This is a genomic window from Bradyrhizobium sp. WCU1 (genome assembly GCF_053474805.1).
Map to the genome: position 1 here is coordinate 7,241,987 of NZ_CM130280.1, position 18,290 is coordinate 7,260,276.

Annotated in this window: 16 protein-coding genes; 7 read left to right on the top strand and 9 right to left on the bottom strand. The window is 66.0% G+C overall.

The window, feature by feature from the left end:
- Positions 1-91 precede the first annotated feature (91 nt).
- Entirely contained in the window at positions 92-1,249 is a 1,158-nt protein-coding gene (locus ACTUWL_RS33955) for a CmpA/NrtA family ABC transporter substrate-binding protein (RefSeq protein ID WP_021081533.1), read from the bottom strand.
- A complete protein-coding gene (locus tag ACTUWL_RS33960) occupies positions 1,246-1,836 on the bottom strand; it encodes an ANTAR domain-containing response regulator (protein WP_021081534.1) in 591 nt (196 codons plus the stop codon). Before ACTUWL_RS33960 ends, ACTUWL_RS33955 begins: the two co-directional genes overlap by 4 nt.
- Before the next feature lie 119 nt (positions 1,837-1,955).
- Between ACTUWL_RS33960 and rimO the strand changes: the two genes are divergently transcribed.
- Positions 1,956-3,281: a 30S ribosomal protein S12 methylthiotransferase RimO gene (gene rimO, locus ACTUWL_RS33965; RefSeq protein ID WP_021081535.1), complete on the top strand. Its 1,326-nt coding sequence runs from the start codon at positions 1,956-1,958 to the stop codon at positions 3,279-3,281.
- Between the two features lie 6 nt (positions 3,282-3,287).
- On the opposite strand, the gene ACTUWL_RS33970 is transcribed toward rimO, so the two are convergent.
- Positions 3,288-3,584 (bottom strand): hypothetical protein, encoded by a 297-nt coding sequence (locus tag ACTUWL_RS33970; protein WP_021081536.1) that lies wholly within the window; start codon positions 3,582-3,584, stop codon positions 3,288-3,290.
- A 313-nt stretch (positions 3,585-3,897) separates the two neighbouring features.
- On the opposite strand from ACTUWL_RS33970, the gene ACTUWL_RS33975 reads away from it, so the two are divergent.
- Positions 3,898-5,094: an acetylornithine transaminase gene (locus tag ACTUWL_RS33975; RefSeq protein ID WP_021081537.1), complete on the top strand. Its 1,197-nt coding sequence runs from the start codon at positions 3,898-3,900 to the stop codon at positions 5,092-5,094.
- Between the two features lie 102 nt (positions 5,095-5,196).
- Here the strand turns inward: ACTUWL_RS33975 and ACTUWL_RS33980 are convergent, their stop codons facing one another.
- From ACTUWL_RS33980 to pcsA, 3 genes are all read right to left on the bottom strand, one after another.
- A complete protein-coding gene (locus ACTUWL_RS33980) occupies positions 5,197-6,171 on the bottom strand; it encodes a quinone oxidoreductase family protein (RefSeq protein ID WP_021081538.1) in 975 nt (324 codons plus the stop codon).
- A 292-nt stretch (positions 6,172-6,463) separates the two neighbouring features.
- Positions 6,464-7,189, bottom strand: a complete 726-nt coding sequence (locus ACTUWL_RS33985) for a TerC family protein (RefSeq protein WP_035653054.1) — start codon at positions 7,187-7,189, stop codon at positions 6,464-6,466.
- A complete protein-coding gene (gene pcsA, locus ACTUWL_RS33990; RefSeq protein WP_106939913.1) occupies positions 7,186-7,914 on the bottom strand; it encodes a phosphatidylcholine synthase in 729 nt (242 codons plus the stop codon). The genes ACTUWL_RS33985 and pcsA overlap by 4 nt, the downstream gene beginning before the upstream one ends.
- A gap of 132 nt (positions 7,915-8,046) precedes the next feature.
- Between pcsA and ACTUWL_RS33995 the strand changes: the two genes are divergently transcribed.
- Positions 8,047-9,231 carry a UbiH/UbiF family hydroxylase gene (locus ACTUWL_RS33995; protein WP_021081541.1) on the top strand — a complete coding sequence of 395 codons (1,185 nt, stop codon included), beginning with the start codon at positions 8,047-8,049 and terminating at the stop codon, positions 9,229-9,231.
- A 13-nt stretch (positions 9,232-9,244) separates the two neighbouring features.
- Here the strand turns inward: ACTUWL_RS33995 and ACTUWL_RS34000 are convergent, their stop codons facing one another.
- Positions 9,245-10,198 carry an AEC family transporter gene (locus ACTUWL_RS34000; RefSeq protein WP_021081542.1) on the bottom strand — a complete coding sequence of 318 codons (954 nt, stop codon included), beginning with the start codon at positions 10,196-10,198 and terminating at the stop codon, positions 9,245-9,247.
- A 121-nt stretch (positions 10,199-10,319) separates the two neighbouring features.
- On the opposite strand from ACTUWL_RS34000, the gene hspQ reads away from it, so the two are divergent.
- Entirely contained in the window at positions 10,320-10,652 is a 333-nt protein-coding gene (hspQ, locus tag ACTUWL_RS34005; protein WP_021081543.1) for a heat shock protein HspQ, read from the top strand.
- Between the two features lie 29 nt (positions 10,653-10,681).
- Here hspQ and ACTUWL_RS34010 read toward each other — a convergent pair whose 3' ends face one another.
- The gene (locus ACTUWL_RS34010; protein WP_021081544.1) at positions 10,682-11,959 is read right to left on the bottom strand and encodes an MFS transporter; all 1,278 of its coding nucleotides are present in this window, start codon (positions 11,957-11,959) and stop codon (positions 10,682-10,684) included.
- 330 nt (positions 11,960-12,289) lie between these two features.
- Positions 12,290-13,129, bottom strand: coding sequence for an invasion associated locus B family protein (locus ACTUWL_RS34015; RefSeq protein WP_021081545.1), 840 nt, complete (start codon positions 13,127-13,129; stop codon positions 12,290-12,292).
- A gap of 408 nt (positions 13,130-13,537) precedes the next feature.
- On the opposite strand from ACTUWL_RS34015, the gene ACTUWL_RS34020 reads away from it, so the two are divergent.
- The 3 genes from ACTUWL_RS34020 (at position 13,538) to ACTUWL_RS34030 (ending at position 18,239) form a co-directional block, all read left to right on the top strand.
- Complete coding sequence (locus ACTUWL_RS34020) at positions 13,538-15,274, top strand: extracellular solute-binding protein (RefSeq protein WP_021081546.1); 1,737 nt, start codon at positions 13,538-13,540, stop codon at positions 15,272-15,274.
- A gap of 120 nt (positions 15,275-15,394) precedes the next feature.
- Complete coding sequence (locus tag ACTUWL_RS34025) at positions 15,395-16,906, top strand: AMP-binding protein (RefSeq protein WP_035653072.1); 1,512 nt, start codon at positions 15,395-15,397, stop codon at positions 16,904-16,906.
- 106 nt (positions 16,907-17,012) lie between these two features.
- Positions 17,013-18,239: a hypothetical protein gene (locus ACTUWL_RS34030; protein WP_021081548.1), complete on the top strand. Its 1,227-nt coding sequence runs from the start codon at positions 17,013-17,015 to the stop codon at positions 18,237-18,239.
- Positions 18,240-18,290: the final 51 nt, after the last annotated feature.

Below are 18,290 nucleotides of genomic sequence, written 5' to 3' on the forward strand. Positions count from 1 at the left end.
CCCGCGCCAGTCCCGCGTGACCGAAAATCTCGAAAACAACCCCATGCAAAGGAGTCGGAGGCCCCCCGCTGGCGTCGGCCACTACCCGCACTCAGGGCTTCCAGCGCCCGATCCTGAATGCAGCCAGATGGCCGGGGATGTCGGCCGGATCGAACGGTGGACCGGCGAACGCGCCGATGGCGTGGGAGGCGCCTGCCGGGCGACCGGACGCGGCGTCGTAGAGGTCGGGCCTGAACACCGCCATGGCGGCCTTCAGCGCCTCCGGCCGGTACGGTGTCTGGCCCCATCGCACCATCTGGGCGTAGAGCCAGGCCGCCTGCGCGGGATCCGGCCGCGCCGCCGCCTCGCGCCCCACCAGCAAATAGCGATTGCTCTCGCGCATGGTGCCGTCCGGCGAGATCTTCAAACGACCATCGAGCGTGCGCTGGATGACGCTGGCGTCGACGCCGAGCCGCTCGGGTGAGCTAAGAATGCGCGCGACCTCGGGCCGGTTCTCCGGTTGCTCGATGAACTCGGCGGCGCGCAGATGCGCGCGCACCAGTGACGCCACGACGTCTGGATGCTTCTCCGACCAGCTCTGGCGCACCGCGAGCACCTTCTCCACCGCGCTGAGCAGGATGTCGGAGACGAAGTGCAGGATGTGGCCGACGCCGAGATCAACCGCGATCGAATTCCAAGGCGCGCCGACGCAGAACGCATCGACGTGCCCGTTGGCGAGACTGTCGACCATGTAGGGCGGCGGCAGCACCACGAGCTGGACGTCCTCATCGGGATCGACGCCGCCGGCAGCCATCCAGAATCGCAATTGATAATTGTGGGTCGAGAACGGGAAGGTCATGCCGAAGGTCAGCGGCTCGGCCCCGCTCTTGCGCCGCTTCGCAACCACGCGGGCCAGCGCCTGCGCGGTCGCCATCGGATCGAAGCGGTCACCGTCGATCTCCTCCATCAGCGCGGCATGCAGCGCCGGCGAGACCGTGATGGCGTTGCCGTTAAGCCCGAGATTGAACGGCGCTGTAATCGGCACCTTGACGTGGCCAAGCCCGAGGCTCGAGGCGATCGCGACCGGCGCCAGCAGATGGGCGGCATCGAACAGGCCGATATTCAGTTTGTCGCGGACGTTCGACCACGACACTTCGCGGACCAGCGTGATGTCGAGGCCCTCAGTCGCGGCATAACCCTTGTCGACGGCGACGATCAATGCGGCGGCGTCGACCAGAGGAATGAACCCGATGCGCAAGGGTGTGGTCATTTCAAGAGCTCCGACGCCGTCAGGATCGATTGCGCGATCTCCCCGATTTTCTTTTTCTCGCGCATCGCGGTCGAGCGCATCAGCACATAGGCCTCCTCCTCGGTCAGCCCCTTCACCTTCATCAGGATGCCCTTGGCGCGGTCGATCACCTTGCGCTCCTCCAGCGCGTGCTTGGTGCGGTCGAGCTCATCCTGCAGCTTGGCGAAGGCATTGAAGCGCGACACGCAGAGATCGAGGATCGGCTTCATCCGCTCCTTCTTGAGGCCGTCGACGATATAGGCGGAGACGCCCGCCTCCACCGAGGCCTGGATCGAGGCAGCGTCGCTCTGGTCGACGAACATCGCGATCGGCCGGCGCACCGCACGGCTGACCTGGAACATCTGTTCCAGCACGTCGCGGCTGGGGTTCTCAAGGTCGATGACGATGATTTCGGGATCGAGCGCGTAGATCCGCGACAGCAGGCTCTGCATCTCGCTGATATGGACCACGTCGGTGTAGCCGGCCTCCCGCAGCCCCTCCTCCAGGATGGCCGCGCGGATCGGGCTCTCGTCGACGATGACGATCCTGGGAGACGATTCTGCGCTCATCGACAACTCTTAAGCCCCGGCGACTGCATCCATATCACGCCAGAAGGTCCGGGAAAGGGTTGTAATTCTCGGCAATTGGGACTAGCTCCTGCCCATCAATCAGGCAGATTTGGGACGATATGCAAGAGGCCGCCGCGCCGAAAGTGAGCTTTGTGTCCTTGGGTTGCCCCAAGGCGCTGGTCGATTCCGAACGCATCATCACCCGGCTGCGCGCGGAGGGCTATGAGCTGGCGCGCAAGCATGACGGGGCCGACATCGTCATCGTCAACACCTGCGGCTTCCTAGATAGCGCCAAGCAGGAATCGCTCGCCGCGATCGGCGAAGCCATGGCGGAGAACGGCAAGGTCATCGTCACCGGCTGCATGGGCGCCGAACCCGAGCAGATCGAGAGCGCCTATCCCGGCGTGCTCTCGATCACCGGACCGCAGCAATATGAGAGCGTGCTGGACGCCGTGCATCGGGCGCTGCCGCCGGCGCACAATCCGCATCTCGACCTGGTGCCGCCGCAGGGCGTCAAGCTGACGCCGCGCCACTACGCCTATTTGAAGATCTCCGAAGGCTGCAACAACCGTTGCAGCTTCTGCATCATTCCGAAGCTGCGCGGCGACCTGGTGTCGCGGCCGGCCAATGACGTGCTGCGCGAGGCCGAGAAGCTGGTGAAGGCCGGCGTGAAGGAATTGCTGGTCATCTCGCAGGACACTTCGGCCTATGGCGTCGACCTGAAATATGCCGAGAGCCCGTGGCAGGATCGCTCGGTGCGCGCGAAGTTCTACGATCTGGCAAAGGAGCTCGGCGAGCTCGGCGCCTGGGTGCGGCTGCAATATGTCTACCCCTACCCGCATGTCGACGAGGTCATCGGCCTGATGACCGATGGCAAGGTGCTGCCCTATCTCGACATCCCGTTCCAGCATGCGAGCCCCGACGTGCTGCGCGCGATGAAGCGTCCGGCCGCGCAGGAGAAGACGCTGGCACGGATCCAGAAGTGGCGCGAGCAATGCCCGGAGCTGACGCTGCGCTCGACCTTCATCGTCGGCTTCCCCGGCGAGACCGATGCCGATTTCGCCTATCTGCTCGACTGGCTCGATGAAGCCGGGATCGATCGCCTCGGCTGCTTCAAATACGAGCCGGTGGCCGGCGCCACGTCGAATGCGATCGGCAACCCGGTGCCCGACGAGGTCAAGCAGGAGCGCTGGAACGCGCTGATGGCCCGGCAGCAGAAGATTTCCGCGCGCCGCCTCAAGCGCAAGGTCGGCACCCGCCAGCAGGTGATCATCGACGAGGTCGGTCCGACAGTGGCAAAAGGCCGTTCAAAGGCCGACGCGCCGGAGATCGACGGCGCGGTGTACCTCAGCAGCCGCCGCCCGCTGAAGGTCGGCGAAATCGTCACCGCCAAGATCGAGCGTTCCGACGAATACGATCTCCACGGCACCGTCGCCGGATTCTGACCTCGGCTAATTGGCGGCCGGCGGAGCCGCGAGCGCCGGATCCAGCGTGCGCAGTACCCGACGGATGCGGACCGAGCTGCCGATGCCTGCGTTGCGCACATAGGCATCGATGACCTCCTCGCTCTCGACCACGACGAGGCCGAACAGCTTGCGGTCATCGGTGGCGTAGGTGCACAGCCAGTGCATCTTGCCCTGCGTTGCGATGATTGCGTCCAGCGCAATGCGCGCATGCCGCGCCGCCTGCGCGTCATCGGTGACATCGAAATTGGCAGGAAGATCTCGTTCGATCAGCAGCTTGATCACGGCGCCACCTCCAGGATTGCCTGGCGGCAGCCTAACACGCTCCACGAGCCGCTTGCGTGCGAGATCACCTCCCGCTTGACACCGCCGCCGGTTCGGCTGTATGAGCCCGCGCCATGAAGCTGAACCGGACCAACCGCCGCGCCACCTGCCAGCGTCGTCGCAACGACGATGAAGGGTCGCGCCATGTCCGACGCCAGCGCTGATTAGCTAAAAGCATCAGCTGAGGTTTTCGAGAAGGCCGCGCCCCCAAAGCGCGGCCTTCTCGCTTTTCGGCCTGCCCTTTTTCCCAACACTGTCCCCAGAGGAGATCGACATGACCAACGCCACCCATCCGTTCGACGCGCTGATGGACATCACCGCCCGCCCGGAGGTCGTGTTCGTGCGCGGCGCCGGCTCCTATCTCTGGGACGCCAACCGCAACCGCTATCTCGATTTCGTGCAGGGCTGGGCCGTCAATCCGCTCGGCCATTCGCCGGTCATCGTCGCCGACGCGCTGGCGGCGCAGGCCCGGCGGCTGCTGACGCCGAGCCCGGCGTTCTACAACGAGCAGAGCCTGAAACTGGCCAAGGCGCTGGTCGACAGCAGCTGCTTCGACCAGGTGTTCTTCGCCAATTCCGGCGCGGAGGCCAACGAAGGCGCGATCAAGCTCGCGCGGAAATTCGGCGCCAAGTACAAGGGCGGAGCGCACGAGATCATCACCTTCGAAGGCGGCTTCCACGGCCGGACGCTCGCGACCATGTCGGCCTCGGGCAAGAAGGCGTTCGAGCCGCTGTTCGAGCCGAAGGTCTCGGGCTTCCGGAAAGCGCGGCTGAACGATATCGAGTCGGTGCGGAAGTTGATCTCCCCGTCGACGGTCGCGGTCATGCTCGAGCCGATCCAGGGCGAAGCCGGCGTCTGGCCTGCGAGCGACGCATTCCTGCAGGAGTTGCGCGCGCTGACCCAGCAGCGCGGCCTGCTGCTCATCGTCGACGAGATCCAGACCGGCATCGGCCGGACCGGAAAGCTGTTCGGCCATGAGCATGCCGGGATCGCGCCCGACATCATGACGCTCGGCAAGGGCATCGGCGGCGGCGTGCCGCTGGCGGCGCTGCTCGCAACCGAACATGCCTCCTGCTTCGATCACGGCGATCAGGGCGGCACCTTCAACGGCAATCCGCTGATGTGTGCCGCGGGTCTCGTCGTGCTCGATCAGATCGGCAAGCCCGATTTCCTGAAATCGGTCACCGACACCGGGCTGCTGCTCGAGCGTGAATTGCAGCGGCTATCGGCGCGGCACGGGCTCGGCGAGATCAGGGGCCGCGGCCTGCTGCTCGCGCTCGACCTCAAGATGCCGATCGGCGCAGCTGTGATGGCCGAGGCGTTAGCGGCCGGCGTGCTGGTCAACTCGCCGCAGCCCGACACGCTGCGCTTCATGCCGGCGCTCAACGTCACACGGGAGGAGATCGCCTTGATGATCGACTGCCTGGATACGGTGCTGACCAAGGTCGGAGCAGCAAGGCGGGTGGCGTAAGAACCAACCCGCTCGTCATCGCGAGGAGCGCAGCGGCGAAGCAATCCATCGATCCGCATGTGCGGAGATAATGGATTGCTTCGCTCGCAATGACGGCGAGAACTACGGCCTGAGAATTGCCGCGCCGGTGGTGGCCCGGCTTTCCAGGTCGATATGCGCCTTCGCCGCATCCTTCAGCGCGTAGGCGTGGTTGATCGGCACGTGCAGCTTGCCGTTGATCACGGCGGCGAACAGCGTGTCGGCGCCTTCGAGCAGTTCCTTGCGGGTGCCGACATAATCGTTGAGCTTCGGCCGCGTCGCGAACAGCGAGCCGTGGTTGTTGAGCTCGGCGAGCGGGAACGGCGGCACCGGGCCCGAGGCGTTGCCGAACGAGACGAACAGGCCGCGCGGCCTGAGGCACGATAGCGATCCCGGGAACGTGGTCTTGCCGACGCCGTCATAGACCACGTCGCAGAGCTCACCGCGGCTGATCTGCTTGACGCGTTCGACGAAGTTCTCCTCGTTGTAGAGGATGACATGGTCGCAGCCATTGGCGAGCGCGAGATCGGCCTTCGCCTTCGAGCCGACAGTGCCGATGACATGTGCGCCGAGCGCCCGCGCCCACTGGCAGGCGAGCAGCCCGATGCCGCCGGCCGCGGCGTGGATCAGTACCCGATGGCCCTGCTCGACCTTGAAGGTCTTGTGCAGCAGGTACCAGACCGTGAGCCCCTTGAGCATCAGCACGGCGCCCTGCTCATAGGTGATGTGGTCGGGCAGTTTGACGAGTTTGTCGGCCGGGATGACGCGCTCGGAGGCGTAACCGCCGAGGTTGTAGTAGTAGGCGACACGATCGCCGGGGTGGAAATTGGTCACTCCCGGACCGACCGCCAAAACCTCGCCCGCGGCCTCGTTGCCGGCAATGAACGGCAGGCCGGGCGCCTTGTAGAGGCCGGTGCGGAAATAGACGTCGATGAAGTTGAGCCCGACCGCATGCTGGCGGATCCTGACCTCGCCGGTCCCGGGTGCGCCCACCTCGACGTCCTCATAGGTCAGGACTTCCGGTCCCCCCACCTTGTGCACGCGCACAGCCTTGGTCATGTCGTCGCTCCCCTCAAATTCTGACCTGCCGAGCGAATGCCATCGGCACCTTCTTGTCAACCAAGCGGCCTGGAGCCGGCCCAGAGCAAGATGTGTTGGGATCGAATCGGTTCGGCCACGCGCGACTTCACCTCTCCCCATCGGGGAGAGGTCGATTTGCGAAGCAAATCGGGTGAGGGGCCGCAGCGCTAACGAGGGACTATAACCCCTCACCCGGCGCTACGCGCCGACCTCTCCCAAGGGAGAGGTGAACCTCCACTGCCGATCCACTTCAACCCAATCTCATCATGTCTTAGCGCGCGGCCTTCTTGCGGTTGCGTTTGGCCAGCACGTTGAACATCTCGACCGCGACCGCGAAGACGATCGCGAAATAGATGTAGCCGCGCGGAATGTGGAATTTGAAGCCGTCGGCTACCAGTGCCACGCCGATCAGCACCAGGAACGCCAGCGCCAGCATCTTGGTGGTCGGATGCTCCGCGACAAACCGCGCCACCGGTCCGGACGAGATGTACATGATGGCGCAGGCGATCACGACCGCCGCGACCATGATCTCGATGTCCTGCGCCATACCGATCGCGGTGATGATCGAGTCCAGCGAGAACACGAGGTCGATGATGATGATCTGCACGATCACCCAGAAGAATGCGTTGGGGCTCGGCTTCTCCCTCTCCTCGACGTCACGCGCCTCGACCTCGCCGTGGATTTCGTGGGTCGCCTTGGCGATCAGGAACAGGCCGCCGCCGATCAGGATGATGTCGCGCCACGACAGTGAGATGTCCTGCACTGATATCACCGGTTGGGTCAGCCCGATCAGCCAGACCAGGATCGACAGCAGCAGAATGCGGAACACCAGCGCCAGCAGCAAACCGATCTGCCGCGCGCGGTTGGCCTGCGGTTGCGGAATCCGCGAGACGAGCACCGACAGGAAGATGACGTTGTCGATGCCGAGCACGATCTCAAGCGCAGTCAGGGTCAACAGCGCTGCCCAGGCTTCCGGGCTGCTGATCAATTGCATCATGCTCTGAAGGCTTTCATCCGGCGGATCACGGTATCGCTGCCGACAATGTAGACGGCAATGGCGCAGAGACCGAAGGTGATGGGCGCGCCAACCACGAAATCGTTGGCGAGCGTATACGCGCCGAGCACCGCCCAGGCGCCGAGCAGCCACAGCGTCAGCCAGCGCAGCCGCACCACGCGGAACGGGTGCAGCACGTGAAACGGCGCGAAGGTCAGCACGATCAGCAGCGCGACCACGATGGTCGACAGCACCGGCGGCAGATGCAGCAGGAACAAATAGAACGCCGCCGCATTCCACAGCGCCGGGAAGCCGCGGAAATGATTGTCGTCGGCCTTCATGCGGCGGTCGGCGAAATACAGCGCGCTGGAGACCACGATGCCGATGCCGAGGATCGGCGCGGCCAGCGGCAGCAGCATGCCGCTCGCGGTGATCGCATAGGCCGGCACGAACACATAGGTGACGAAATCGACCACCAGGTCGAGCACCTCGCCCGACCAGTTCGGCTGCAGCCGAACCACGTCGAGCCGGCGCGCCAGCGGGCCGTCGATCCCGTCGATGATCAGCGCAACCCCGAGCCAGGCGAACATGTTGGCCCAGTGCTCGCGCACGGCCTCCAGCATCGCCAGCAGCGCCACCCCGGCGCCGAGTGCCGTGAAAATATGAACGGAGAATGCGGCGGTCCGCATCCGTTCTGGCAGCGCATCCGGCTGGCTCGAGTGCTCCATCGGCCGAGTGCTATCAGGAATCGGCCCACTTTGCATATGCAGTCTTGCGGCGTTCGGCCGCGCAAACCGTTGGAAACTCTTGGTGGTTACCGATGGCTTGAAAATCGGGCCAAGCATGTCAAATGTCCAGATATGACCGACAGCTCGCTCGATTATGACGTTATCGTAATAGGCGGCGGCCCGGCCGGATTGACGGCTGCGATCGCACTCGCCGATGCCGGCGCGCGGACCGCGCTGCTGGCGCGCCGCGCGCCCTATGCCGACAACCGCACCACCGCGCTGCTCGGCGCTTCGACCGACATCCTGGAACGGCTCGACGTCTGGCGGCGCTGCAGCGACAAGGCGGCCGCGCTCAAGACCATGCGCCTGGTCGACGACACCGGCCGCCTGATCCGCGCACCGGAAGTGCGGTTCAATTCCGACGAGATCGGCCGCGAGCAGTTCGGCTTCAACATCGACAACCGCGCGCTGGTCGCGGCGCTCGAGGAGCGCGCCGGCGAGATCGCAGCGCTGACGCGGTTCGACGACGAGGCCGCCGCGGTGCAGCCGGATGATGCCGGGGTCACCGTGGTGACGCGGCAGGGCCAGCCGCTGCGGGCCCGGCTCGTGGTCGGCGCCGATGGCCGCAATTCATTGTCCCGCGAGGCCGCCGGTATCGAGGTTGTCAGCCGCGCGCTCGGGCAGTCCGCCCTCACCTTCAACATCACCCACAGCCGCCCGCACCGGAACATCTCGACCGAGTTTCACACCGAGCACGGCCCTTGCGTGTTCGTGCCGCTCAGCGGCGACCGCAGCAGCGTGGTCTGGGTTTCGACACCCAAGGAGGCCGAGCGGCTGAAGGCGCTCGGCGACGAGGAATTGTCCGAAGCGGCCGAGCGGCAATCGCATTCGATTCTCGGCCGCGTCGAGGTGCAGCCCGGACGGCATGTATTTCCGCTCGCCATCGAGCGGCCTCGGCAGTTCGCCAGGAACCGGATCGCGCTGGTCGGAGAATCCGCCCATGTGCTGCCGCCGATCGGCGCGCAGGGCCTCAACATGGGGCTGCGCGATGCCGCCGATATCGCCGAGATCGCGGGCCAGGCGATCGGCCGCGGCGAGGATCCCGGCGCGCCGAACGTGCTGGCACGCTACCAGGCCGCGCGGCGGCCCGACGTGGCCAGCCGGACCTGGGCGATCGACATCGCCAACCGCTCGCTGCTGAGCGATTTCCTCGGCGTGCAGACCGCGCGTGCCGCCGGCCTGCACGTGCTCGGCGCGTTCGGCCCGCTGCGGCGTCTGGCGATGCGCGAGGGCCTTGCGCCGTCCTGGCGGCGGTGAGCATCATGCGCGCTTAGGGAAATACCAGTCGCCCGCTCTGGATGAACCACATCACGCTGGTCAGCGTGATCACCGAGGCGAAGGTGCCGATCAGCACCGCGACCGACGCCGGCTCGATCCAGGTGTCGTTCTGCCGCGCGATCACGAACACGTTGAGCGCCGGCGGCAGTGAGGCCATCAGCACCGCGGTCGCCGCCCAAGGCTGCGCGAACGGGCCGAACAGCAGCATCAGTCCGAAGGCCAGCAGCGGATGGATCAGCAGCTTGATCGCAACCACGCCCGGCACCTCCCACGGCACCCGCTCGAACGGCCGCAGCGCCACGGTGACGCCGAGCGCGAACAGCGCCATGGGCGCCGCGGCGTTCTGCAGGAACTGGATGGTGCGGTCGAGCGCTGTCGGAATCGGAACGTGAAACGCGGCGACCAGCGCGCCGAACACCGCCGACATGATCAGCGGGTTCTGCACGATCTGCTTGAGCACCACGCCGAATGCGTGCAGCAGCGAGGGATGGTCGCGGTCGGTGAGCTCGATCAGCAGCGGCACGATCGAGAACAGGAAGATGCTGTCGCAGCAGAAGATCAGCGCGGTCGGCGCCGCCGCCTTGGTGCCGAGCACGGCCAGTGCCAGCCCGGGGCCCATATAGCCGATATTGCCGTAGGCACCCGACAGCCCGGCGAGCGTCGCCTCGCGCAGCGTCAGGCGTCCGATCAGCTTGCCTGCGAGCATCGCCAGGAAGAACGCGATCACGGTTCCGAGCGTGGTGGCGATCAGGAATGGCGGGTTGTTCAGCTCCGCAAACGGGGTCTTGGACATGATCCCGAACAGCAGCGCCGGCAACGAAACGTAAAGCAGGAAGAAATTCATCCAGGCGAGCCCGCTCTCGGGCAAACCCTTGGCTTTTCCGCAGGCATAGCCGATGAAGATCAGGCCGAAATACGGCAGCGCCAGATTGAGGATATCGATCATTCTGAAAGTAGTTTCTCGGCCGGTTTTCGGGCCGTTTTTGCAGGTCTGGAATCGGTAAACCCGGGGTTAATTCGAAGCTTAGCCCCTAGCATCGGCCACAATGTTGGTCTATCGACGAACCATGATCAAAGCGCGCACCGCCAAATTCCAGATCGGGCAGATCGTCCGTCACCGGGTGTTCTCCTTCCGGGGCGTGATTTTTGATATCGACCCGGAGTTCAACAACACCGAGGAATGGTGGCTGTCGATTCCCGAGGACATGCGGCCGCACAAGGACCAGCCGTTCTACCATCTGCTCGCGGAGAACTCGGAGACCGAATACGTCGCCTATGTCTCCGAGCAGAACCTGCTGCCCGACGAGTCCGGCGAACCGATCCGGCACTCGCAGGTCGCGGAGATCTTCATCAAGGACAAGTCGGGCGGCTACCGCCCGCGCAATCCGTCGCTGAACTGACCCGCCGCACCGCGGCTCGGCCGGCCGCGTCATATCCCGTCACGTTTGGCCAGCGCTGCCGCGACCGCCCAGACCACGAACCCCGCCAGCGCCAATCCGGCGCCGACCAGCCCGGTCGAGGTCCAGCCGTAGCCGGCCGCAACCGCCATTCCGCCGAGCCACGGCCCCAGCGCGTTTGCGGTGTTGAATGCGGAATGGTTGAGCGATGCAGCGAGGCTCTGCGCCTCGCCCGCGACGTCCATCAGGCGGGTCTGCAACACGGTGGCGAGCGCGCCGCCGAGTCCGATCAGGAAGACGTCCGCACTCAGCGTCCAGAAATTCAGTGCCGCCAGCGGATACAGCGCCAGCGTGGCCGCCGACCACAGCAACAGCCCGCCCGCGGTCGCCATCAGCGCACGGTCGGCAAAGCGCGGCACGATGATGTTGCCGGCGGTCAGGCCGGCACCGAACACGCAGAGCGTCACCGGCACCAGCGCCGGCGAGGTGTGCGTCACCGCCAGCATGGTCGAGGCGAGATAGGTGTAGACCGAGAATAGCCCGCCGAAGCCGATCGCGCCGATCGCCAGCGTCAGCCAGACATGCTTGCGCCCGAGCGCGGACAGCTCGCGCAGCGGGCTCGCATTGCTGTTGGCGACGTCGCGCGGCGCGAACAGCAGAACCAGGATGGCGGTGAGCAGCGCGAGGCCCGCGACGATCGCAAACGCCCAGCGCCAGCCGATCGCCTGCCCCACCCCGTTGGCGAGCGGCACGCCGATCGTCGTCGCAATGGTGAGGCCGAGCAGGACGCGGCCGACCGCCGCCGTGCGCTTGTCCGTCGGCACCAGCGAGGCCGCGACCAGCATGGCGATGCCGAAATAGGCGCCATGCGGCAGCCCGGCGAGGAAGCGCAGCACCAGCATGGTGTGATAGTCGGGCGCGAGCCCCGACAGGCCGTTCATCAGCGCGAAGAAGCCCATCAGCGCTATCAGCAGCGTCCGCCGCGTCATGCGCGCCGACAGCACGGCGATGACAGGCGCGCCCACCACGACGCCGAGCGCGTAGGCGCTGATCGCCTGGCCCGCCTGCGGCTCGCTGACATGCAGGTCGTGGGCGAAAAACGGCAGCAGGCTCATGGTCGCGAATTCGGCGATGCCGATCGCGAAGCCGCCCATCGCCAGCGCGAGGTGGACGATGCCCGGATGAAACGCGCCGGGAACATTGTCCTGGTCGACGCGGCCATCGGCCGAAGCCCGGCTGCCCGCCTGCAAAGCCTCGTTCCTCGGCCGGGAGAGCGGTTCCCGCCGCTGCTTGCTGACTTGCTGGGACATTGGCGACTTCCATGACTGCGAACGGCGGCCAGGGTCCGCGGGAGAACCACGCGCGCTTTGGCGCATCGAAAGCGCGCATTCCGCGCGTTCGTCTGGCCTCCCGTGACGGATTTATGATTGTGCTTCGACGCCCGAGGATTTGTCCGGACAAGGCAACCGCGATGCGGCTTGGCGCGATCGATTTGCCTTGAGTGACCATCGCACACCACCTGCGCAATCACCACCGCAGCAGGCTGCCATCAGCCAGTCCGTATCGCATGACAAAAAAGGCGCCCTTCCGGGCGCCTTTTGATTTGCGATGATCTCGCGACGGCGTGAGCGCTTGAACGCTTACTTGGCCGCCGGGTTGGCTGGAGCCGGCGTCGCACCGGCAGCGCCCGCGCCTTCCAGCTTCTTGCGCTGCTCTTCGGCACGCTTCTGCAACTCTTCCTGCAGCTTCTTCGAGTTTTCCTCGAACACCTTCGGATCGGTCGGCGGGCCGTCGAACGCCTTGGCGAATTCGGTGTTGAGCGGCAGCGGCAGCGTCAGCGGCGCGCCGTTCGAATTGATCGCCTGGACCACGAGGTTCTGGCCCTTCTTCATGTTGGCGATCAGCTCGGGGGTTGCTTCATAGTCGGACATGCAGCCGTTCTGGAAGCAGATCACGTAGGGCGCCTGCTGCGGCGGGTTACCGTCGACGATGACGCGGGTGCCGTGCACGAGCTGCATGCCGAGCGGCAGCGTGACGCGCAGGATCTTCTTCGGCTCGCCTTCCGGCTCGATGATCACGGCGGCGATCACAGGCTGGCCGGACTCGATGCGGCCGTCCTTGCCGGTGAAGCACACCTGCTTGGCGTTGGCTTCCTGGCCCTTCAGGCAGAACTTGGTCCAGGGGGCGTAGATGAGCTGGATCTGCTGATCCTGGGCGGGCTGCTGGCCGGCGGCCGCGGCGGGCGGCGCACCTGCTGCGGCCGGTGCCTGGGCTGCGGGCGCCGGGGCTGCCGGAGCCGCCTTCGGAGCTGCCTTGGGTGCCGCCTTGGGCGCGGCCTTCGGTGCCGCGGGCGCCGGCGCTGCCGGCTGCTGGGCCTGCGCGGCAGGAACCAGGAGCGCTGCAGAGAATGCCGTCGCCGCCATCAGGGCAACAACTCGCCCATGCGGCCGGACCGGGGCGGCCAAGATACGGAAATTCATTGCGGAAAACCCTTTCTGAACGGCAGCACCCGAAACCGCTGCAGGCGCCGACACATAGCCGCGAAACACAGCTGCTCCCGCGGCTGTCTCCTAGTCAATTGAGGCGGATACGTGACAGGCGTTCCCGCCTTCGAATTGCACGCCTTCAATACAGCGGCGCGCGGAAAGATCAATGCCGACAACCGCATTTGCGCCTATGTGACGACGAGTTTCAGCGGCCTGTGATAAACCTCGGTCGTGACGTTTCGCGAATCAAATCCGGCGCCTCACGCACGTGTTCCCGGGCACGTTGGGCGCGTCGCATCGGCCGCCGTCCCGCTCGTCTTGGCATTCGTCCTGGCATTCGTCACGGCACTGCTGACGGGCGCACCTGCCCCGACATTGGCCGCCGAGAGCCGCGCGATCGCGATGCACGGCGCCCCCGCGCTGGCGGCCGACTTCACCCATTTGCCCTATGCCAATCCGGACGCCCCGAAGGGCGGTCGGCTGGTCCTGAGCCCGCGAGAAGGCACCTTCGACAGCCTCAATCCGTTGATCGTCCGGGGCCTCGCCGTGCAGCAGCTGAGGGGCTACGCCTATGAGCGCGGCTATGTCTACGAAAGCCTGCTGGTGCGGAACAATGACGAGCCGTTCACGCTCTACGGCCTGCTTGCCCGCAGCGTCGAGACCGACGATGCCAGAAGCTATGTGACATTCCATATCGACCCGCGGGCACGCTTCTCCGACGGACGCGAGGTCACCGCCGACGACGTGGTGTTCTCGCTCGAGTTGCTGCGCGATCACGGCCGTCCGCTGCATCACCAGTATTATTCGAAAGTCGCAAAGACCGAGGTGCTCGACCCGCTCACGGTGCGATTCGATTTCGGCGGTGTCGCGGATCGCGAATTGCCGATGATTCTGGGCCTGATGCCGATCCTGCCGCGTCATGCCACCGACGTCTCCAGGTTCGAGGAGACCACCCTGGCGCCGCCGATCGGCTCGGGCCCGTATCGCGTGACGGCGGTCAAGCCCGGCACCAGCGTGACCTTCACCCGCAATCCCGATTACTGGGGACGCGACCTGCCGGTGAACCGCGGCCTGTGGAATTTCGACGAGATCAGGCTCGACTATTACCGCGACGCCAACGGCCAGTTCGAGGCATTCAAGCGTGGCCTCTATGACTTCAGGACCGAGCCCGAACCGCTGCGCTGGCACGATGGCTACGATTTCCCCGCAGCGAAACGCGGTGAGGTGATCCGCGAGGCCATCAAGATCGGCACGCCGCAACCGTCCGAATTCCTGGTGTTCAACACCAGGCGGCCGAAATTTGCCGACGTCAAAGTGCGCCAGGCACTGCTGATGCTGTTCGACTTCGAATGGATCAACCACAATTACTATTTCGGACTCTATTCGCGCGCCGGCGGCTATTTCGCGGGCTCGGAATTGTCCGCCTATGGCCGCCCCGCCGACGACCGCGAGCGCGAACTGCTCAAGCCGTATTCGTCGCACATCCCGCCCGACATCCTCGATGGCCGCTATCGCCTGCCCGCCACCGACGGCTCAGGCCGCGACCGCACCATCCTTCGCAACGCGCTCGCGCTGTTGTCCGAGGCCGGCTACGCGCTCGACGGCACCGTGCTGAAGCAGCGCTCGACCGGAACGCCGCTGCGGATCGAGATCCTGGTGACGACACGCGAGCATGAGCGGATCGCCCTCGCCTACCAGCGCGACCTGAAGCGCGCCGGCATCGACGCCGCGGTGCGGGTGGTCGATGCGGTGCAGTTCGAGCAGCGCCGGGTTGCCTTTGATTTCGACATGGTCCCTGTTCGCTGGGACCAGTCGCTGTCGCCAGGCAACGAGCAGTGGTTCTACTGGGGCAGCCAGGCGGCCGACGTGCCGGGCACCCGCAACTACATGGGCGCCAGGGATCCGGCCATCGACGCCACGATTGCCGCCCTGCTGGCGGCGCGGGAGCGGCCGGCCTTCGTCTCGGCGGTGCGGGCGCTGGACCGGGCCCTGACGTCGGGCTTCTACGCTATCCCCCTATTTAACTTGGGAGAGCAATGGATCGCGCGCTGGAATCGGATAGAACGGCCTTCGACCACGGCGCTGACGGGCTACCTGCCGGAGACTTGGTGGGAGAAGCCCGGCGCGGAATCCAAATAGTCTGCCAAGATAGTCTGCCAAGTAATCTGCCAAAGTGTTCTGCCAAGCAATCGATCAGGTGATGCGCCCCGACGCGGCATGACCTGGTCCGATCGAAGCGATGCAACCGACGTTGAACCTGTGAACCAGTCGATCACCTCGCCCACCCTCGATACGCTGTTCAAGCGCACCCTGGCGCGGCAGCCCGAGGCGCTGGCGCTGGTCGACCCGCTCAACAAGCAACGCGTCACCGGACAGACCCGCAAGCGCCTGACCTATGCGCAGGCCGACCGCGCGATCTCGGCGATCGCCGCCCATTTCGTCGAGATCGGATTGCCGGCCAATACAGTGATCGCGGTTCAGCTTCCCGGCACGATCGAATTTGTCTTGACGGTGCTCGCCGCCCATCGGGTCGGCCTCGTGGTGGTGCCGTTGCCGCTGCTGTGGCGGCAGGCCGAGCTGACCTCCGTGCTCAACCGCACCGCGGCGCGGGCGATCGTGACATGCAGCAGGATTGACGGCATCTCCTACGCCGACCTCGCCATGAACGCTGCGGCCGAGGCGTTCTCGATCCGCCATGTCTGCGGCTTCGGGACCGATCTGCCCGAAGGCATGTCGTCGCTCGATCAGGCCATTCTCGAGGACTCCCGGACCTCGCGCCCGATGATCCAGGACGGCCGCAAGCCGGCGCTGATCTCCTTCGACGTTACCAGCGATGGCTTTCGTCCGGTGCCGCGCGCGCATTTCAGCCTGATCGCCGGCGGGCTCGCGATGTCGCTCGAGAGCGACCTGGCGCAGGGCGCGACCATCATGTCGGCGTTTGCGCCGATGTCGTTTGCCGGCATCTGCTCGTCGCTGGTGACCTGGCTGCTGTCCGGCGGAACGCTCGTCATGCATCACCCGTTCGACGAGGACGCGTTCGAGGCCCAGTTCAACGATCACGCCTGCGACACGCTGATCGCGCCGGCGCAGCTCGCGCTGCGGCTCGACGAGCGCGGCCTGTCGGAGCGGCTGCCCAGCCTGCGCAACGTGATCGGTCTGTGGCGGATGCCGGAGCAGGTTGCCTCCAGCGCGCACTGGATCTCGCGGCGGGTGACCATGACCGACGTCTATCTGTTCGGCGAGGCCGGGCTGTTCGGCGCCCGCCGTACCGGCGAGGACGGATCGCCGGCCCCGATCAAGCCCGGTCCGCACAGCGCGCCACGTGAAGCTCCCAGCGCATCGATCGCCGGCGAGGTCCTGCTGACCCCGAAGGGCACGCTCGGCCTGCGCGGCCCGATGGTGCCGGTCGCGGCCTATGCGCCTTCGTCGCCGCCGGCCGAAAGCCTGATCGCGCCGGCGCCACGGGATTACGTCGACACCGAATATGCCGCCCGGCTCGACCGCACGACCGGCGCCATCAACATCACCGCCCCGCCGTCGGGGGTCATGACGGTCGGCGGCTACCGCTTCCTGGCCGAGGAGTTGCAGGAATGGTCGCGCCGGCTCGGCCAGGGCGCGCTGTTGACGGCTTTGCCGGACCGCCTCAGCGGCCACCGCCTGGCCGGACGGGCGCAGGACAATGCGCGGGCCCGCGACGCCCTGACAGAACTTGGGCTTAACCCGTTGATGGTCGAAGCATTTCGCGACCGCAGCGGCACCGGAATGCCTTAAAATCTTATCATTGCGTTAGTCTTAGCATTGTGTTGACGCCGCATTAAGCCAAGCCAACTAGCATCGCAGCCGTTGCTGTTCTTAAGCATTGGTTTCGAGCGTTCGAATGTCTCAACAAGGTCCGGTTCTCATCGTCTCGGCATCGGCAAAGCCGCCGTTTGCCACGGTCCTCGATGAAACCAAGCTGTTTCCGGTCGTGGTCACCGACTGGAACGAGGTCGGGCGCGCCATCGAGCAGGTCAAGCCGGCCGCGATCATCGCGGCCGCCGAGGGCGTCGACTTCGTCACCCTGTCGGGGCTTGCCAAGCGCGCCGCCGCCCGCGCGCCCTACCTGCCGCTGATCGCGGTCGATCCCGCGACCACCCTGCCCGACACCGTGATCGCGTTCTTCCAGAAGAAGGGCCTGCCGGATCGCCTGGTGGCCCGGCTCAATGCGAGCCTGCGCGTTCGCGCGCTGCATGCGACCGTGATGCGTCGGCTGGTGCCGCCGGCCCCGGTCGCACTGACGGATATCGATCCGGTCGGCGAAGCCACCACGCTGCTGATCGGTCGCGGCGGCGCCTACCCGACGCTGTCGGTCGCGCTCGGCGAACGGGCCGGCGTGGTCGGCGCGCTCAGCATCGAGGCCGCGGCCAAGCATCTGTCCAACCGCGACATCGACGGCATCGTGCTGGCCGAGGGATTCACGCCGCGGGTGATGGACGCTTTCCTGACTGTTTTGACCGAGGATGTCCGCTTCCGCCCGCTGCCGGTGATCGTCACCTCGGGCGAGCTGACGCCGCGTTACGAACTGCCCAATCTCGAGATCGTCACGGCCGGGCCGACGCGGGTCGCCGACATGGCGTTGCCGATGATCCGGCAGCATGCCTTCGAGGCGCGGCTCGGCCGCATGCTCAAGGCGATCGACGCCAAGGGCCTGATCGATCCCCGCACCGGACTGCTGACCAAGGCCGCGTTCGAGCGCGATTTCGCGACCGCCGTCTACCACACCGCCGAGCGCGGCGGCGCGCTCTCGGTGGCGCGCTTCACCTTCGACAACGTGCAACCCCGCGCGCAATTCGACGGCGCGCGGATCATCAGCCGGCTGATGCGCCAGGCCGATTTCGGTGCCGTCTATGACGACCGCTCGCTCGTCGTGGCATTCGCCGGCACCGATTTGCGCAACGCGCAGGCGATCACGCGGCGATTGGCGAGCGTGATGCGCCATACCCAGAACGGCCGCCGCGACGTCAGAGCCGAGCCCGCCGTCAGCGTCGCAACGCTGCTGCCGGGCGATTCAACGATGTCGCTGCTTGGCCGCTTGTTCGGGACGCCGGAGCGCGCGGCCTCGTAACAAGCTCCATGGCGCGTACCAGTTGCCGCGATCGCTGCGCGGGCATCGCCT

What these genes read in the sequence shown, in the direction of transcription:
- hspQ (WP_021081543.1), top strand. Translation starts at nt 10,320, where the DNA reads ATGATCAAAGCGCGCACCGCCAAATTCCAGATCGGGCAGATCGTCCGT.
- ACTUWL_RS33980 (WP_021081538.1), bottom strand. Translation starts at nt 6,171, where the DNA reads ATGACCAAGGCTGTGCGCGTGCACAAGGTGGGGGGACCGGAAGTCCTG.
- ACTUWL_RS34020 (WP_021081546.1), top strand. Translation starts at nt 13,538, where the DNA reads ATGCACGGCGCCCCCGCGCTGGCGGCCGACTTCACCCATTTGCCCTAT.
- ACTUWL_RS33985 (WP_035653054.1), bottom strand. Translation starts at nt 7,189, where the DNA reads ATGATGCAATTGATCAGCAGCCCGGAAGCCTGGGCAGCGCTGTTGACC.
- ACTUWL_RS33955 (WP_021081533.1), bottom strand. Translation starts at nt 1,249, where the DNA reads ATGACCACACCCTTGCGCATCGGGTTCATTCCTCTGGTCGACGCCGCC.
- ACTUWL_RS34010 (WP_021081544.1), bottom strand. Translation starts at nt 11,959, where the DNA reads ATGTCCCAGCAAGTCAGCAAGCAGCGGCGGGAACCGCTCTCCCGGCCG.
- ACTUWL_RS33975 (WP_021081537.1), top strand. Translation starts at nt 3,898, where the DNA reads ATGACCAACGCCACCCATCCGTTCGACGCGCTGATGGACATCACCGCC.
- ACTUWL_RS34015 (WP_021081545.1), bottom strand. Translation starts at nt 13,129, where the DNA reads ATGAATTTCCGTATCTTGGCCGCCCCGGTCCGGCCGCATGGGCGAGTT.
- pcsA (WP_106939913.1), bottom strand. Translation starts at nt 7,914, where the DNA reads ATGGAGCACTCGAGCCAGCCGGATGCGCTGCCAGAACGGATGCGGACC.
- ACTUWL_RS33995 (WP_021081541.1), top strand. Translation starts at nt 8,047, where the DNA reads ATGACCGACAGCTCGCTCGATTATGACGTTATCGTAATAGGCGGCGGC.
- ACTUWL_RS34000 (WP_021081542.1), bottom strand. Translation starts at nt 10,198, where the DNA reads ATGATCGATATCCTCAATCTGGCGCTGCCGTATTTCGGCCTGATCTTC.
- rimO (WP_021081535.1), top strand. Translation starts at nt 1,956, where the DNA reads ATGCAAGAGGCCGCCGCGCCGAAAGTGAGCTTTGTGTCCTTGGGTTGC.
- ACTUWL_RS33960 (WP_021081534.1), bottom strand. Translation starts at nt 1,836, where the DNA reads ATGAGCGCAGAATCGTCTCCCAGGATCGTCATCGTCGACGAGAGCCCG.
- ACTUWL_RS34030 (WP_021081548.1), top strand. Translation starts at nt 17,013, where the DNA reads ATGTCTCAACAAGGTCCGGTTCTCATCGTCTCGGCATCGGCAAAGCCG.